This is a genomic window from Streptomyces rhizoryzae (genome assembly GCF_023155275.1).
GTDB classification, from domain to species: domain Bacteria; phylum Actinomycetota; class Actinomycetes; order Streptomycetales; family Streptomycetaceae; genus Streptomyces; species Streptomyces rhizoryzae.
The window spans coordinates 104,259-119,756 of the sequence record NZ_JALMUV010000021.1; the positions used below are offsets into that span (position 1 = coordinate 104,259).

13 protein-coding genes are annotated in these 15,498 nt (G+C 75.7%); 5 read left to right on the plus strand and 8 right to left on the minus strand.

Annotation, left to right across the window (positions count from 1 at the left end):
- Positions 1-23 precede the first annotated feature (23 nt).
- Positions 24-1,331: an MFS transporter gene (locus tag MUU72_RS18565; protein WP_372503186.1), complete on the plus strand. Its 1,308-nt coding sequence runs from the start codon at positions 24-26 to the stop codon at positions 1,329-1,331.
- A gap of 25 nt (positions 1,332-1,356) precedes the next feature.
- Here MUU72_RS18565 and MUU72_RS18570 read toward each other — a convergent pair whose 3' ends face one another.
- Positions 1,357-1,824: an ATP-binding protein gene (locus MUU72_RS18570; RefSeq protein ID WP_248014423.1), complete on the minus strand. Its 468-nt coding sequence runs from the start codon at positions 1,822-1,824 to the stop codon at positions 1,357-1,359.
- Between the two features lie 299 nt (positions 1,825-2,123).
- On the opposite strand from MUU72_RS18570, the gene MUU72_RS18575 reads away from it, so the two are divergent.
- The gene (locus MUU72_RS18575) at positions 2,124-2,975 is read left to right on the plus strand and encodes a helix-turn-helix domain-containing protein (RefSeq protein ID WP_248014424.1); all 852 of its coding nucleotides are present in this window, start codon (positions 2,124-2,126) and stop codon (positions 2,973-2,975) included.
- 8 nt (positions 2,976-2,983) lie between these two features.
- The gene (locus MUU72_RS18580) at positions 2,984-3,175 is read left to right on the plus strand and encodes a hypothetical protein (RefSeq protein WP_248014425.1); all 192 of its coding nucleotides are present in this window, start codon (positions 2,984-2,986) and stop codon (positions 3,173-3,175) included.
- Here MUU72_RS18580 and MUU72_RS18585 read toward each other — a convergent pair.
- From MUU72_RS18585 to MUU72_RS18610, 6 genes are all read right to left on the minus strand, one after another.
- Complete coding sequence (locus MUU72_RS18585) at positions 3,163-5,178, minus strand: hypothetical protein (protein WP_248014426.1); 2,016 nt, start codon at positions 5,176-5,178, stop codon at positions 3,163-3,165. The genes MUU72_RS18580 and MUU72_RS18585 overlap by 13 nt on opposite strands.
- Positions 5,179-5,216: 38 nt before the next feature.
- On the minus strand, positions 5,217-6,242 hold the full coding sequence (locus MUU72_RS18590; RefSeq protein ID WP_248014427.1) for a nucleoside triphosphate pyrophosphohydrolase: 1,026 nt from the start codon (positions 6,240-6,242) through the stop codon (positions 5,217-5,219).
- A 55-nt stretch (positions 6,243-6,297) separates the two neighbouring features.
- On the minus strand, positions 6,298-6,939 hold the full coding sequence (locus tag MUU72_RS18595) for a SurA N-terminal domain-containing protein (protein ID WP_248014428.1): 642 nt from the start codon (positions 6,937-6,939) through the stop codon (positions 6,298-6,300).
- 194 nt (positions 6,940-7,133) lie between these two features.
- A complete protein-coding gene (locus MUU72_RS18600) occupies positions 7,134-8,825 on the minus strand; it encodes a protein kinase domain-containing protein (RefSeq protein ID WP_308403835.1) in 1,692 nt (563 codons plus the stop codon).
- Complete coding sequence (locus MUU72_RS18605) at positions 8,822-9,490, minus strand: hypothetical protein (protein ID WP_248014441.1); 669 nt, start codon at positions 9,488-9,490, stop codon at positions 8,822-8,824. Before MUU72_RS18605 ends, MUU72_RS18600 begins: the two co-directional genes overlap by 4 nt.
- 193 nt (positions 9,491-9,683) lie before the next feature.
- Entirely contained in the window at positions 9,684-11,867 is a 2,184-nt protein-coding gene (locus MUU72_RS18610; protein WP_372503187.1) for an N-6 DNA methylase, read from the minus strand.
- A gap of 204 nt (positions 11,868-12,071) precedes the next feature.
- Between MUU72_RS18610 and MUU72_RS18615 the strand changes: the two genes are divergently transcribed.
- Positions 12,072-12,863 (plus strand): DUF4190 domain-containing protein, encoded by a 792-nt coding sequence (locus MUU72_RS18615; protein ID WP_248014429.1) that lies wholly within the window; start codon positions 12,072-12,074, stop codon positions 12,861-12,863.
- 87 nt (positions 12,864-12,950) lie between these two features.
- Here the strand turns inward: MUU72_RS18615 and MUU72_RS18620 are convergent, their stop codons facing one another.
- Positions 12,951-13,730: an HNH endonuclease family protein gene (locus MUU72_RS18620; protein ID WP_248014430.1), complete on the minus strand. Its 780-nt coding sequence runs from the start codon at positions 13,728-13,730 to the stop codon at positions 12,951-12,953.
- Positions 13,731-13,864: 134 nt separating this feature from the next.
- On the opposite strand from MUU72_RS18620, the gene MUU72_RS18625 reads away from it, so the two are divergent.
- Positions 13,865-15,343, plus strand: a complete 1,479-nt coding sequence (locus MUU72_RS18625; RefSeq protein ID WP_248014431.1) for a DUF2079 domain-containing protein — start codon at positions 13,865-13,867, stop codon at positions 15,341-15,343.
- The last annotated feature ends 155 nt before the right edge of the window (positions 15,344-15,498 follow it).

The window sequence follows — 15,498 nt, forward strand, 5'->3', positions numbered from 1 at the left end:
CTCCGCCCCGGACCCTGGTCCCCATGACCCCCGCGCCCGCCCCGTCCACCCCCTCCGCCCCGCAGCCACCCGCGCCGGAATCGCCCGCACCGGATTCCCCCGCACCGCAGCCGCCCGCCTCGCGGCTGGGCCGCGGCACCCTCCTGCTGATGTCCACCGCCGCCGGCCTCGCGGTCGCCGGCAACTACTTCGCCCAGCCCCTGCTGGACGTCATCAGCCGCGACCTGCACCTCTCCGCGGCCACCGCCGCCCTGGTCGTCACCGTCGCCCAGACCGGTTACGGTCTCGGCCTGCTGTTCCTCGTCCCCCTCGGCGACCTGCTCGAACGCCGCCGGCTGACGGTCACCCTCTGCGTGCTGACCGCGGTCTTCCTGACCGTGACGGCGAGTGCCCCGAACGGCGCCCTGCTGCTGCTCGGCACCGCCCTGACCGGCCTGACCTCCGTCGCCGCCCAGGTCGTCACCCCGTTCGCGGCGACCCTGGCCGCACCCGCGGCCCGCGGCCGGACCGTCGGCACCGTCATGACCGGCCTGCTCCTGGGCATCCTGCTCGCCCGCACCGCCGCCGGCCTGCTGACCGAACTCGGCGGCTGGCGCACCGTCTACTGGGCCGACGCCGCCCTGATGCTGCTGATCGCCGTCCTGCTGCGGCTCCGCCTCCCGGCCCTGCGCACCACGGCCGGGCTGCGCTACCCCGCCCTGCTGCGCTCCACCCTCGCGCTCTTCGCCGACGAGCCGGTGCTGCGGTGGCGGGCCGCGCTCGGCGCGCTGACCTTCGCCGGCTTCAGCGTCCTGTGGACGGCCATGGCGTTCCTGCTGTCCGGCCCCGCCTACGGCTGGCAGGAGTCGGCGATCGGACTGCTGGGGCTGGTCGGCGCGGCCGGTTCGCTGGCCGCGTCGGTGGCCGGGCGGCTGGCCGACCGGGGCCTGGCCCACCGCGTCACCGGCGTCAGCGCGTTCCTGCTGCTGGCGTCCTGGGGCCTGCTGGCGGCCGGCGGCACGGGCGGCGCCTGGTCGCTGGCGGCCCTGCTGGCCGGCGTGATCCTCCTGGACCTCGCCGCCCACGCCGTCCACGTCAGCAACCAGAACCTCGTCTACGCCGTCCGCCCCGAGGCCCGCAACCGCCTCAACTCCGCCTACATGACCGCCTACTTCACCGGCGGCGCGGCCGGTTCCGCCCTGACGTCAGCGGTCTGGGGCCTCGCCGCCTGGCCCGGCGTGTGCGCCCTGGGCGCGGGGCTGGCGGCGGGGGTGGCGGGGGTGTGGCTGGCGGAGCGGGCGATACGGCGTCGCACGGCGCGCGCGGCCGGTGCCACCCGGACACCGGCCTGACCGCCCGCACTCATCCGACGGCCGGTCACCCCTCGGGCAGCGGCACCCCGGCCACCACGGACTTGCCGCACGGGTGCCGCGGCACCACCGCCCAGGCGGCCGACACGGCGTCCACCAGGACCAGCCCACGGCCACCGCACCCGGCACCCGGGCGGGCCGCCCTCCTGACCGGGTGTCCGTCTCCCGGGTCGGAGACCGCCAGCCAGTAGTGCCCGTCAGCGGACCAGAGGAACACCTCGACCAGCCGCCCGTCGCCGTCCTCGTCACCCGCGATCCCGTGCCGCACGGCATTCGTCACGAGCTCCGACGTCAACAGCACGAGGTCTTCCGTGAGTTCGGGCGCGCTGTCGGCGGGAAGCGCCCCCGCCACGGCCCACCGGGCACGGCTGACGGACGTGGCGGTGGCGGGGAAGGTCCAGCGGGAGGGAACGGCGGGAATCCGGGGTCGGGCCAGGGACGGCGCGGACGGCGACGGGAACGGGATCACAGGCATGACGGAACCCCTCACGGGCGTCGGGCAGTTGGGCGCGTGCAGCTGCGGCACGCGGTGCTACGCGCTCCCGCTCGCACCGGTGGCCTGCCTCCCCGGGCGCGACCGCACGCACCCCAGGGCAGGCGGGCACGGTCACGCGGTGCACTTCCGGCGATTGCGGTGTGTGGCTTGCGCGTTACCCAACGCTAGCGAGGCTTCCGACAAGGCGCCACTACTGTCGTGACAATTGCCACCATCGAGTTGGACGGGCGGCGAACCGCCACGGCACACTGGCCCCGTTCCGACCCGGAGAGGACGGTATGGCGACGCGACGCACCCCCACCGAGCGCCAGAAGCGCCTGGGAGCTGAACTGCGCAAACTCAGGCTGGCCGCAGAAGCGAGTACGGACTACGCAGCCGGCCTGCTGGGCCTGGACCGCACGAAGATCTCCAACATGGAGTCCGGCATCCGCGTCATCACCCCTGAACGCGTACGCACATTGGCCTGCAACTACGCCTGCTCGGACACCGCTTACGTCGAAGCGCTGGCGGCGATGGCGGACAAGCAGGAACGCGGCTGGTGGGAGGAGCACCGGGGCACACTTCCGCAAGGACTCCACGACATCGCGGAGCTGGAGTGGCATGCAAAGCGACTGCTCACGGCCCAGACCGTGCACGTCCCTGGCCTGCTGCACACCGAGGATTACGCACGTGCCGTGTTCGGCGCGGTCCTGCCGCCGCTGTCGCGGTTGGAGATCGAGCTTCGCGTGCACCACAGGATGGAGCGGCAGCGCATCCTCGACGAGGACATCGCCCGTCCCTATGTGGGCTACGTGCATGAAGCGGCGCTGCGCATGCGCTTCGGGGGCCGCAAGGTCACGCAAGCACAGCTCGACCATCTCTGTGCCGCCTCGGAGCACGAGCACATCACCTTGCAGGTGATCCCCGTCGAGTGCGGCGTATTCCCCGGCGCAGGCCATGCGCTGCTCTATGCCGAAGGTCCGGTGCCCCAGCTCGATACCGTCCAGCTGGACTCCGCGCACGGGCCGGAGTTCACCCACGCCGAGGCCCAGCTCGCCAAGTACCGAGCGCACCTCGACTGGATGGCGGAGAACGCCCTGAGTCCTGAGAAATCACGGGACTTCATCCACACCATCGCGCGCCAACTCTAGGAGACCGCATGCCTGACATCGCTTGGGAAGAGCCCTTCTGCGGCGAAGGCAACAACTGCTTCCGCCTCGGCACCGACGCCGACGGGAACGCCTACATCACCGTCAACGGCGACGAGGACCACTACCTCACCGACTCCATGGACGCCCTGCGCACCCTCATCCGCGACATCAAGGCGGGCAAGGCGGATCACTTGCTCTGAGCCGCGGGGTGCCCCAGGGCCGCCGCCCTGGCGTGCCAGAGCGCGGCCTCGGGCTCGTCGCCGGACTCCTTGTGGAGTGCGGCGAGGCGGAACGCGGCGTAGGCGTCGCCCTGTTCGTAGCCCTTGACGTACCAGGGGCGGGCCTCGTCGGGGCGGCCGCGGAGTTCGAGGAAGCGGCCGAGGGCGGCGGCCATCAGCGGGTCGCCGTCGCCGGCCATCACCGTCAGGTCGTCCTCGGGGTCGTGGATCCGCGCGCTCGGGCCGAAGCTGAACCTCAGCATCTCGGTGGCCCGCTTGTCGCCGCCCTCCTCCGCGGCGCGGCGCAGCCAGACCTCGGCCTCGTCCAGGTCGTTGAAGAGCATCAGCAGGCGGCCGTAGCTGCGCGCCACCGGGGCGTAGCCGACCTTCATGGCGTCCTCGTACGCGCCGAGGGCGTCGTCGTCCTCGCCGGCGCCCATCTTCAGGTCGCCGAGCAGCTGGGACGCTTCCGGGTCGCCGGCCTGCGCGCCCGCCGTGAACCAGTGCTCGGCCCGGGCCCGCAGCAGCTTGCCCAGCAAGGTGGCCGCCGCCGCGTCCCCGGCCTCGGCGGCGGTCTCCAGGAACGGTTCGGCGGCCTTGCCGTCGCCCCGATCGGCGAGGATGCGGCCGAGCCGCGCGGCCGACCGCGGCTCCCCGGCGTCCGCGGCCCGGCGGAACCACAGCTCGGCCTCCGTCTGCTCCCCCAGCGACTCGGCGAGCAGGCCGAGGCGGTGGAGGGCGGAGGGGTCCCCGGCGTCGGCGGCCTGCTCGAAGGCGGTGCGGGCCCTCGTCGCGATCTTCGCGTAGGCGTACGCGGGGTCCGTACGGGCCGCCTCAAGGGCGCAGTCCCACACCGGGCCGGGGACGGCGGGGCGGTCGTCGTGCCGGGCCGCCGCGGCCACCAGGGACGGAGCGGCCCGCCAGGTGTCCCCCACCCCGCGGTCCAGGAGCCCCAGCAGGCCGTGGCGGCGCTCGGTGGCCCAGGCGCGGGCGTCCTCGGCGGACTCCCGCTCCAGGCCGGTCACGTCCGCGTAGTGCTCGTGGGCCGTCAGGAGCAGGTCCATGGGGAAGTGACCGGTCAGGCCGCAGCGGGCGAGGTCCAGGGCGGCGCGGACCAGGGCGTGGCCGCGGGGGTGGCGGTCGGCGCGGCGGGCGCGCCACCACTCCTCGTGGAGCAGGGGCGAGAGGGCGAGGTGGGCGGCCGCGCCCTCGGGGCCGGCGGACAGCGTGGCGTCCAACAGGCGCGGGTCCCCGGTGCGGGCGGCCTCCTGTGCGAGCCGGTCCCGCTCGCCGGGGCTCCACTCCCGGGCCAGCTCGACGGTGTGCGCCAGGTCGAGGACCCGGCCGCGGGGCGCGACGCGGCAGTCGTCGTAGGCGTCCTCGCGCATCGTGGCCAGCACCACGACGTGGAGGGCGGCCAGCTGGGCGAGCAGGCGCGGCTCCAGCCCGCCGTCGCCGAGGTGTTCGTCGAGGTCGTCGAGCCAGATGACGTGGCGCTCCGGGCGGCCGTGCAGCAGGGCGGGCAGGCCGCGCAGGTCGGTGCCACGGGCGGGCGCGCACACCCGGCGGCCGGCCGGGCCCCGGACCAGCGCCGCCAGCGCCGTGCGGGTCTTCCCGGTGAAGGGCTCGCCGAGCACCAGCACCAGCCCGCCCTCCGCCCGGGCCCGCGCCAGGGCCGCGTCGAGAGCGGCATCGCGGTCGCGGACCACGTAGGGCGGGAGGTCCGGGTGCCCGGCGAGGCGCTGGGCGGGGCGCACGCCGAAGGCGATCGGGTCCAGGTCGGCCGCCGTGGGCCAGCCGGCGGGCTCGGGGAGCCCGCCGGGGGACGCGGTCGTGTGGAAGGTGAGCCCGCTGATGCTGCCCGCCTGGACGACGGGCCCGTGGGCCGTACCGCCGGCGAGGGTGTTGCGCGTGGTGGTGGCGGCGGGCTCGTGCAGCAGCTCCGCCGCGAGCTCGCGCGCCCGCCGCCTCAGCTCCTCGTCCACCGGGCCCCTCCCCCTCAACTCCCGCTGTCCTTACGGTACTAAGCGGCCTCCCCCTCGGCGGCCAGCACCGCGTCGCGGTAGGCGCGGGCCGCGGCGCGCAGCGCGGCCTCCGGGTCGACGCCCTCCGCCTCGGCGCGGACGGCCAGGGCGAGGAGTTCGTAGCCGATACCGGGGCCGGCGGGCAGCGGCACCGCCAGGCCCGCGGTGCGGGCGCGGGAGGCGAGCTTGGCGGCGAGCGCCAGGCCCGGCTGGGCCAGCGGCACGCCCTCGGTGACGGAGCTGCGCTGCTTCTCCTCGGCCTTGGTGCGCAGCCAGTGGGCCTTGACGTCCTCGGGGGTCTCGGCGGCCTCGTCACCGAAGACGTGCGGGTGGCGGTGGAGCAGCTTCTCCACGATCGTGCCGGCCACGTCGTCCACGGAGAACGGCTCGTCCGGGTCGTCCTGGGCGATCCGGGCGTGGAAGACGACCTGGAGGAGGACGTCGCCCAGCTCCTCGCGCAGCGCCGCGCGGTCGCCCTCCTCGATGGCCTCGACCAGCTCGTACGCCTCCTCCAGGCCGTACTTGGCGAGGTCGCGGTGGGTGCGGATGCTGCTCCAGGGGCACGCGGCGCGGATCCGGTCCATGACCTGGACGAGATCCAGCAGCCGGGCGCCGGGGAGGTCGTAGGAGCCGGGCAGCAGCTCCAGGTCGGGCATCGGCTCGCGGCCGGAGCCGGCCAGCCGGGCCAGGCCGTCGGTGAGCGCGCTCTCGCCGTCGGCGGAGGTGACGACGACGGCGGTGCGGCCGCCGGGGACGCAGTAGTCGACCAGCTCGCGGGCGGTGGGGGCGGCGGTCTCCACCGCGATGCCGGCCTCGCGGAGATAGGGCAGCTGGGGGTGGTGCGGATCGGCGGCGAGCACGCGGTCGGCGGTGCGCAGGACCTGCCACGCGGGCCAGGACAGCAGGCCGGGGGCGACCCGGTGGCTGGTGGTGAGCAGGACCAGGCGGCCGGTGCCGGCGCCCCCGGGGCGGGGCGCGGCGCCGGGGCCGGTGGTGTCAGGGGCGTCTGCGGCGTCAGCGTTCACGTAATCGAACGTAACGCACGCCACTGACAGTGCCGGACCCGGCGGCCGGTGCCGGTCAGACCTGCCGCTGGCGCTGGGGGGACGGGACGATCCAGGGCTCCTTGGTCTCGCCGAGGATCACCTGCCGGTCGTCCCAGGTGCCGTAGCGGGGGTTGACATCGATGCCCATGGAGCCGGAGGTCCGGGCCAGGGCGGCGGCGAGCGCGCGCTGGCCCTCGGGCTGCCGGCGGTCGGCCTTCAGGTGCCGGGCGAGGCCGTCGAGCAGCAGTTGGTTGCGGACGGTGGCGTCGACGCGGTCGGGGGCGATGCCCTGCTGGAGCCACATCAGCTTCAGCCGGGCGGCGCCGCCGGCCTGCTCCTCGGCGGACGCCCGCCACTTCTGGACGTCGGCGCGGGTGACCGTCACCCCGGCGTCCCGGGCGGCGCGGGCCAGCACCTCGTCGAAGATCATGCCGTTGAGGGTGGAGAGGCTGAGCCGGCCGGTGTTGGCGATCATCTGGTTGCCCTGCGGGGTGCCGGCCTGGGCGGCGCGGACGTCCTTCACCCGGGCCTGGAGCTGGGCGACGGTGATCCGCTTGCCGTCCACGATGGCGGCGGCACCGGGGTGCGCCTGCGTGCCGCAGGCGGTGAGCAGCGGGGTCGCCGCCAGCAGCGCGGCGGCGGCGGAAACGGCGAGCGCGGTCCTACGGCGGAACACATGGCCTCCCGGCAGGTCGTGCGGCACAGCGACGACCTGATGAGCTCGTTGGCTGATAGCTGGTGAGTTGCCTGGTACCTGGTGCGTTGCCTGGTCCCCTGGTGACGACCGGGGTGATCGAGCTTAGGGAGTCGGCGGGGCCCGGGCCACTGCTTCGGCCAACGAGCCGTGCCGGGGACGGTTGCGGGCGGCCGTCAGCCCTGGATCTGCCCCAGCCAGTACAGCGTCCGGCGGATCTCGGTCGGGAAGGCGTGGTGCGGGCCGTGCAGGCGCTCGGCGTCGTGGAGGAGCCGGGAGAGAGTCTCCTTGGCGGCGCCGTGCTCCCCCTGGGCCAGCAGCAGGTGGCCGATGGAGCGGCGGATCTCCAGGGGGCGGACGGGGTCGTCGGCGTAGTGCTCGAAATACGGGAGGAGGGACCGGTACTCCTCCAGGGCCTGGGCGACCTCGCCGAGCTGCTCCAGGCACTGGGCGGCGTCGTAGTGGAACTGGAGGGCCTGGCGGGTGGCGCCGGCGCCGGACTCCTTGGCGTACTCCTGGGCGAGGGTGCGGAGTTCGGGCAGGGCGCGGCGGTACTGGCCGTCGTCCATGAGGGTGGCGGCGTACTGCTTGCGGAGGGTGCGGACCACCGGGGAGTGCGGGCCGTGGCGTTCGGCGGCGGCCGGGAGGATGCCGCCGAGGATGTCCACGGCGTGGGTGATGCGGCCCTGGTCGAGGAGGCGTTTGACCTCGTCGACGGCGGCCGCGACGTCCGGTCCGGCGGGCGCGGGGGCGGGGCGGGCCCCGGGGGCGGCCAGCCCCCCGGCGGGGGCCGGTGCGGAGTCCGCCAGGGCGCTCCAGGGGAGGTCGCCGGCCAGGGAGGCGCGGGGGTCCGGGACGGGCCGGGCGGGGGCCGCGGCCTGGTCGGGCCCGGGGACGCGCGGGACGGCCGGCACCGCCGGGGCGGGCGCGGCGGGCGGCGCGCCCGCCGCGCGGGACGGCCAGGGGGCGTGCGGCCGGCGGAACGGGCGGGTGGGGTCCATCGGGGCCAGCGGCGGGTGCGCGCCCGGGGCGGAGGCGGGCAGCAGGGGGGCGAGGGCCGCGTAGACCTGCTGGGCGTCGGCGGGGCGGGCCTCGGGGTCCTTGCGGAGCAGGTGCAGGACCAGCTCCTCCAGCGCCTCGGGGACGTCGGGGCGGAGCCGGCGCACCGGGACAGGCTCCTCGTGGAGGTGGCGGTGGAGGACGCCGAGGGCGGTGGAGCCGGCGAACGGGACCGAGCCGCTGAGGAGTTCGTGCAGGAGCACCCCGAGGGCGTAGAGGTCGGTGTACGGGCCGACGGCGCCGCCCATGGCCTGTTCGGGCGCCATGTAGGCGGGGCTGCCGATGGGCGAGCCGGTGTGGGTGAGGCGGGTGGTGTCGGTGTCCAGGGCGGAGGCGATGCCCAGGTCGAGGACGACCAGGGTGCCGTCGGGCCGGATCATGACGTTGCGGGGCTTGAGGTCCCGGTGGACGATCGGCACCGCGTGGACGGCGGCGAGCACCGCGCACAGCTGGGCGGCGACCGAGACCGCCCAGGGCCAGGGGTAGGGGTCGTGCTCGGCGAGGTGGTCGGAGAGGTCGGCGCCCTCGACGTACTGCATGACGAGGTAGAGGTCCTCGCCGTCGCTGCCGGCGTCGTGGACGGTGACGAGCCCGGGGTGGTCGACCTGCGCGGTGACCCGGCACTCGCGGACGAAGCGGCGGCGCATCTCCTCGCCGTCCGGGGTGCCGGCGACCCGGTCCGGGCGCAGCAGCTTGACGCCGACCCGGCGGTCCAGGCGGCGGTCGTAGCCGATCCAGACCTGGCCCATGCCGCCCTGGCCGAGCAGTACGGAGAGTTCGTACCGGTCGGCGATGACCCGGCCGTTCACCGTCCCTCCTCCTTGCGGAGGTAGTCGCTCAGCTCGTCGAGTTCGGCGCGGACCCGGTCGATGCGCTGGGGCTGCGGGCGGTGCTCGGGCGGCGGGGCCGGGGGGCCGTAGGGGCCGGGGGGCGGCGGGGGCGGCGCGGTGTACGGGCCGGCCGCGGGCGGGCGGCCCGGGTGGCCGGGGAGGGCGAAGGGCTGGGTCTCCTGGGCGTGCAGCGGGGGGTGCGGGTGGACGGGCGGCGGGGCGTACGGCGCCAGGGGGGTGCCGGGCAGCGGCGGCGCCGCCGGGTACGGGGCCGGGCCGGGGTAGGCCGGCGGGAAGGGGGCGGCGGAGGCGCGGGCCCGTTCGGCGCGCAGGTCGGCGACGAGGTAGTAGGCGACCACCCCGGCTATCTGGAGCAGCAGGGCGCCGACGCCCGCGTTGGTGCGCCAGTCGTCCTCCGGGAAGCTGGTGATCAGCATGCCGGTGCCGATGAACAGGGCCAGGTGGCCGGCGAACAGCCACCAGCCCAGCGGTCGGCGCAGCACGATCGCGGCCCGGAGCATCGCGGCCCACGCCAGGAAGCCCAGGCTGAGCACCGTGGCGGCCACGAAGACCACCCGCAGCGCGAGGACCGTCCCGCGCGCCGGGGGACGGTACGGCGGCGGGGCCGGGACTGGGCCGTGCATCACTGCTCCTGACGGATCGTTCGTGGCCGGGGGCCGGGCCGCGTCGCCGCGGCGCGGCCTCGTGCGCCACGCGGGTCCGCCGGTGCGCGCACGTGCCTGCGAGCGTATATACGACGCCGGACCCGCGTGCAGGGTTGTACGAAGAGCGCCGGGGAATGTGCCGGGCCGCGGCCGCCTGTCCCGGGGGCGGGGCTCAGTCCGGCTCGACCGTGCCGTCCGTCAGGCCGTCGTGGAGCCCCTGGACCAGCTGCCCGCCCAGCCGGGCGGCCAGCCGCAGCGCGTCCTCGAAGGCGGCCAGGTCGGCGAACCGGCGGCCGTAGCGGCGCTGTTCGGCGAGCGGCAGCCGGGGCAGCTGGAGGCGGCGGGCGTCGAGCCGGGTGGCGGTGGAGGCGTAGCTGCTGGCCTGGCGGTTGTTGGCGGTGCCGCGCAGGAAGCCGGCCAGGAACCACGGGTCGAGGGCGGCGGCGTCCGGGCGCAGCAGGGTGAGGTTGCGGCCCAGGGCGGCGCCGGCGGTGGCCGCGTCGACGACCCGGGCGATGGCGTCGCCGCCGAGGACCGGCACCACCACGTCGCCCTCCGCCACCAGGACCGGTTCCTCGGGGGCCCCGTCGGCGGGGGGCTCGGGGAGGGTGCCGGAGGGGGCGAGGCCGGCGATGACGTCCTGGTCGGTGAGGACCGCGGGGGCGGTGCCGGGGGCCGCGGTGCCGGTGCCGCCGGTGCGCAGGACCAGGGCGCCGGAGCGGACGAGTTCGCCGACGGTGGTCAGCGGCCAGCGGGCGGCGGGCGGCGCGGCGGCGGGGGCGGCCGGGCGGGGGGCCAGTTCGGTGGTGCGGGCCAGGGTGGCGGTGAGGCGGTCGTGGACCTCGGCGAGTTCGGCGGGGCCGCCGGCCGCGGCGGGCGGCGGCAGGTGCCGGGCGGGCGCCAGGTCGACGTCGTCGCCGAGCAGGTCGATGGCGGCCAGCGAGCGGCGGACGCCGGGGATCTCCTCGATGCCGCCCGCGCGGTCGAACTCCCGCCAGGCGTCGACGGCGGTGGCCCGGACGGCCGGCCAGTCGGGCTTGTCGCGCCCGGTGCCGCCGCCGGCCGGCGGGGCGGTGTCCACCACGAGCAGCTGCGGGACCGGCGGGGTGGGGCCGCCGGGCTTGCGCAGCACCCACAGGTGCAGCGGGATGCCGTGCGGCGGGGCGGCACCGGCGGGCAGCGCGATCACCGCGCGCAGCGCGCCGCGGCGCAGCAGGTCGGCGCGGATCCGGCGGCCGGAGCGGCGGGACGCGGCGGCGGGCGGCATGAGGAGGACGGCGGTGCCGCCGGGCCGCAGCCGGGCCAGCGCGTGCTGGACCCAGGCCAGCTCGGATTCGGTGCGGGCCGGGAAGCCGTACTCCCACCGGGGGTCGTAGGCCAGTTCGTCGTGGCCCCAGTTGCGTTCGTTGAACGGCGGGTGGACGAGGACGGCGTCGGCGGCCAGCTGCGGGAAGGCGTCGGCACGCAGGGTGTCGGCGGCGCGGACGCGGACCTCGGCGGCGGGTGCCTCCAGGGCGAGCCGGAGGGCGGTGAGCGCGGCGAGGTCGGGGTCGGCGTCCTGGCCGTGGAGGGCGGGCGGGGCGGCGTCCGCGGCGTCCCCGGCCTGCTTCGACCGGGGGGCGCGCGCCGCGTCCCCGGCGTGGGCGCGGGCCGCGGCGAGCAGGGCGCCGGCGCCGCAGGCCGGGTCCAGGACGGTGCCCAACGGGCCGTCAGGCGCGGCGAGTTCGGCCATCAGGGCGGCCGGTCCCGGCGGGGTGAGGGTGTACTGGCGGGGGTTGGCGTCCAGGTGGCGGCCGAGCAGGAAGCCGTACGCCTCGGCGGCGCCCTCGGCGGCGGCGAGGTCGCCGGCCGCACGAACCAGGGCGGCGGAGCGGGCGAGGGCCTGGCGGGTCAGACCGCGGACCGGGTGGTCGGGCCCGAGCCGGGCGCTGAGGACGGATTCCAGCATCGCGGGCAGCACACCGGTGAGTTCGGTGTCGTCGGCGGCGGCGCGGAGCTGGCGCCAGGCGGCCGGCCGGTCGTGGACGAGGAGCAGGACGGCGCCGGCCTGGCGGAGCGCGGCGGCGGCGCCCGCGGGGTGGCCGACGAGCTGCTGCCAGACCCGTTCGCGGGCCGGGACCTCGGCGAGTTTTCCCTGGTCGCGGAGCCATCGTTCGACGTCGCGGAGGGCGAAGGCGGGGCTGGTCTCGGTGCCGCCGACGGGTTTGGGGAAGTCGGCGTGGCGGCGCCGCCAGTTGCTGACCGCGGCCCGGCCGACGCCGGCGAGCCGCGCGATCCCCGCGGCGGTCACCTCGGTGGGGCGGCCGTCCGCCCCGCTGTCCCCCCGCACGCTGTCGTCCGTCGCCTTCTGCGGCACCTGACCGACTCCTGTTCCTGATGACCCCGTGACCTCTGCGTGACCTCTGTGTCCCCGAGCATACCCATGCACTGCAAACGACCCGCTTCACGGCGTGAATCATCTCAGCCCGTGAACTCTTGTTGACTCGGTTCACAGCCCATGCTGTTATTGACCCACCGAATCGACGGAACGACGTCCAGCGCCCGGAAGGGGCCCCTTCGCATGTCCCAGCAGATGCAGTACCAGCCCGTCCCGGAGGGGGCGCCCGGCATGCCGGCCCCCCAGGCGGCCCGCAACGGCCTCGGCGTCGCCGCCCTGGTCCTCGGCATCATCGGCTTCCTCAGCGGCATCCCGATGGTCCTGTTCTGGCTCGCCGGACCGCTCGGCCTCCTGGCGCTGATCTTCGGCCTGGTCGGCGCGAGCCGGGTCAAGAAGGGCCAGGCCACCAACAAGGGCGTGGCGATCACCGGCACCATCCTGGGCGCCTTGGCCCTGATCCTGGCGATCGTCGGCATCATCGTCAGCGCACTCGCCGTGAAGAGTGCCGTCGACGAGATCAACAAGCAGGTCAAGGGCGCCCAGGCGCAGCCCAAGGACGGCAGCAAGGCCGGCGACACCAAGCCCTACGGGCCGGGCGACATCGCCACCTACCCGGACAAGGGCATCGAGGTCAGCGTCGCCAAGCCCGCCCCGTACGCGGTCGGCGAGATCGCCTCCGGCCACAAGGACGGCAACAAGGCGTACAAGGTCGCCGTGCAGATCAAGAACAAGGGCAAGTCCGCCTTCGACCCGGCGCTGACCCAGATCAAGGCCAGGACCGGCGCCGAGGGCCGCGAGGCGGAGCAGATCATCGACGGCAAGATCGGCATCGGCTTCGACGGCACCATCGCCCCGGGCGCCACCGCCACCGTGGACGTCGCCTTCGACGCCCCGCCCACCGCCAAGGACCTCGACGTCGAGGTCACCCCGGACGTCGACATGGAGGGCGTCCACTGGAAGCTGCCCACCAGCTGACCCCGGCCGGCACCGACCGGCCCCACGACCGCACCGGCCCCGGCCCGGTCCGCACCCCGCGGACCGGGCCGGGGCCGTGCCACGCGGCTACTTCGCCGCGAAGCGCTCCGGCGCCTGGGTCGGCGTCCCGCCGCCCGGCAGCGCCTGCCGCGGACAGGAGTTCAGCACCTTCGCCATCGCGGCCTTCTCCTCCCGCGTCACCCACAGCCCGTACTTCTTCTTCACCGCCACCTGGCGCGCCACGTAGGTGCAGCGGTAACCGGTGTACGGGGGCAGCCAGTCCGCCGCGTCCCCGTCGCGCTTGCGGCGGTTGGCGGAGGCGTCCACCGCGATGAGGTTCAGCGGGTCGTTGGCCAGCGCCACCCGCTTGCGGCCCGCCCACTGCCGCGCGCCCGTCCGCCAGGCGTCCGACAGCGCCACCACGTGGTCGATGTCGACGGTGCTGCGGCCGCGCCGGTAGTCCAGCGCCTTCCCGGTGTACGGGTCCTTCGGCAGCGTCCCGGAGACCACCACGCACTTCTTGGCGTCCCGGAACGCGGTACCGCGCAGGTCCCGCTTGAGGATGTCGTCCCGGGTGCCGCAGCCGTTGCCGTCGGTGTCCGCCCAGGCCGAACCGAACCGGTCGCGTGCGTAACCGTCGCTCGTCCCCGCGCCCTTGACGGCCACTGAATCCAGCGCGCGCAGGGCGCTGCCCGGCGCCCCCGGCCCGCCGGCGCCGTCCGCGGTGGCCGACGGGCCCGCCCCGCTGCCGCCGCCGTGCCCGGCCTTCGGGCCGGAGCAGCCGGTGACGGCGAGCAGCGCGGCCAGCGCGGCGGCGGCCGCGGCACGCGGAAGGAGGGGGCGGGAGGGGAACGGGGGCCGTATCACGGTCGGGCATCCAATCGCGGGGCGTGGCAACAGCGTTGCGGGACAGGTGGACGGGGCGCGGACCGGCCTGTGGACAACGGACCGGACACCCCCCGGTTCGGATATCTTTTCGGAAATCGAGAGTGAGGACGCCCATGGACACGGCCGCAGCAACGGCGGCGGACGGCCGCACCACCGGGCCCTCCCCCGGTGGTGCCGGCCCCGGCCCGGCAGGTGCGCCGTCCCGCCTCGCCGCGCTGCGCGCCCCGCGCCTCGACCCGTACTGGACCGCCGGGTTCTTCTTCCTCGCGTACGCGGTGCTCTCCTTCTGGCGCTACCGCACGATGTCCGTGATCTCCTGGGACCTGGGCATCTTCGAGCAGGCGGTCCGCGGCTACGCCCACCTCCGGGCGCCGGTCGTCGACCTCAAGGGGCCGGGCACCAACATCCTCGGCGACCACTTCAGCCCCGTCCTGGTGCTGCTCGCCCCCTTCTACCGGCTGTTCCCCTCACCGCTGACCCTGCTCACCGCGCAGTCCGCGCTGTTCGCGCTGTCCGCGATACCCGTCACCCGCGCCGCCGCCCGCCATCTGGGCCGCCGGCGCGGGCTGGCCCTCGGCGCCGCCTACGGCCTGTCCTGGGGCATCCAGCGCGCCGCCGACTTCGACTTCCACGAAATAGCCTTCGCGGTACCGCTGATCGCCTTCGCCCTCGAAGCGGCCCTGCGCGGCCGCTGGAACGCCGCCGTCGGCTGGGCCGCGCCCCTGGTCCTGGTCAAGGAGGACCTCGGCGTCACCGCCGCCGCCATCGGCGCGCTCTCCCTGATCCGCACCCGCCGCCCCGGACCGCTGCCGCTCGCGCTGGTCGCCTTCGGCATCACCGCCACCGCCGTCACCCTCGGCGTGCTCATCCCCGCCGCCAACGGCTCCGGCTCCTACGACTACTGGAGCAAACTGGGCGCCCACGGCGGCACCGCCCCCGCCATCCCCCTCACCGTCGCACTGCGCACCCTGCTGTGGGTGCTGCTGCCCACCACCGGCCTGCTCGCGCTGCGTTCACCGCTCCTGCTCGTCGCCGCGCCCACCCTCGGCTGGCGCTTCCTCTCCCACGACCCGCACTACTGGGGCACCGACTGGCACTACAACGCCGTCCTGATGCCGGTGGTCTTCCTCGCCCTGGTCGACGCCCTGCCGCGGGCCCTCGCCTCGCCCCGCCCCTGGCTGCGCTCGTACGCCCACCACCTGCCCGCCGCCGTCCTGGCCGCCGCGCTCGCCCTGACCACCACCCTGCCGATGGCCCGCCTGGCCGAGTCCGCCACCTACCGCACCCCGCCCTCCGTACGCGCCGCCGAACGGCTCCTGGACCGCATCCCCGACGGCGCGACCGTGGAATCCGACGTCCGCCCGCTCAGCCGCCTCACCGGCCGCACCCGGGTCTTCTGGACCGGCGACACGGGTGGGAGGGCGCCGGATTACATCGCCGCGCAGACCTCCGCCGACCACGGCCCGCAGCAGGTCCTGGCGGACGCGGGGGCGCGCCATCCGCGCGCCACGTATGTCTTGGTGGGCGCGGCGGGCGACGTCGCCGTGCTCCGACGAACGGGCCCCGCCCTTTCGGGGTTTCCCCGCCCGTAGCCCTTCGGGGTTCCCCCGTACGTAGCCCTTCGGGGCTCCCCCGTACGTGGTCGGCTGTCCCGCCGTGGGGGTGTCTGTCTTTCCGCCTTCGGCGGAGGGGGGTGTTCGGGGTGGGGCCCCGGTGTGTTCGTGGTGCCGGGGGTGGGGGCTGGGGG

Excerpts from the sequence above, each read along its gene's own strand:
- MUU72_RS18565 (WP_372503186.1), top strand. The coding sequence starts at position 24 with ATGACCCCCGCGCCCGCCCCGTCCACCCCCTCCGCCCCGCAGCCACCC.
- MUU72_RS18570 (WP_248014423.1), bottom strand. The coding sequence starts at position 1,824 with ATGCCTGTGATCCCGTTCCCGTCGCCGTCCGCGCCGTCCCTGGCCCGA.
- MUU72_RS18575 (WP_248014424.1), top strand. The coding sequence starts at position 2,124 with ATGGCGACGCGACGCACCCCCACCGAGCGCCAGAAGCGCCTGGGAGCT.
- MUU72_RS18580 (WP_248014425.1), top strand. The coding sequence starts at position 2,984 with ATGCCTGACATCGCTTGGGAAGAGCCCTTCTGCGGCGAAGGCAACAAC.
- MUU72_RS18605 (WP_248014441.1), bottom strand. The coding sequence starts at position 9,490 with ATGCACGGCCCAGTCCCGGCCCCGCCGCCGTACCGTCCCCCGGCGCGC.
- MUU72_RS18615 (WP_248014429.1), top strand. The coding sequence starts at position 12,072 with ATGTCCCAGCAGATGCAGTACCAGCCCGTCCCGGAGGGGGCGCCCGGC.
- MUU72_RS18625 (WP_248014431.1), top strand. The coding sequence starts at position 13,865 with ATGGACACGGCCGCAGCAACGGCGGCGGACGGCCGCACCACCGGGCCC.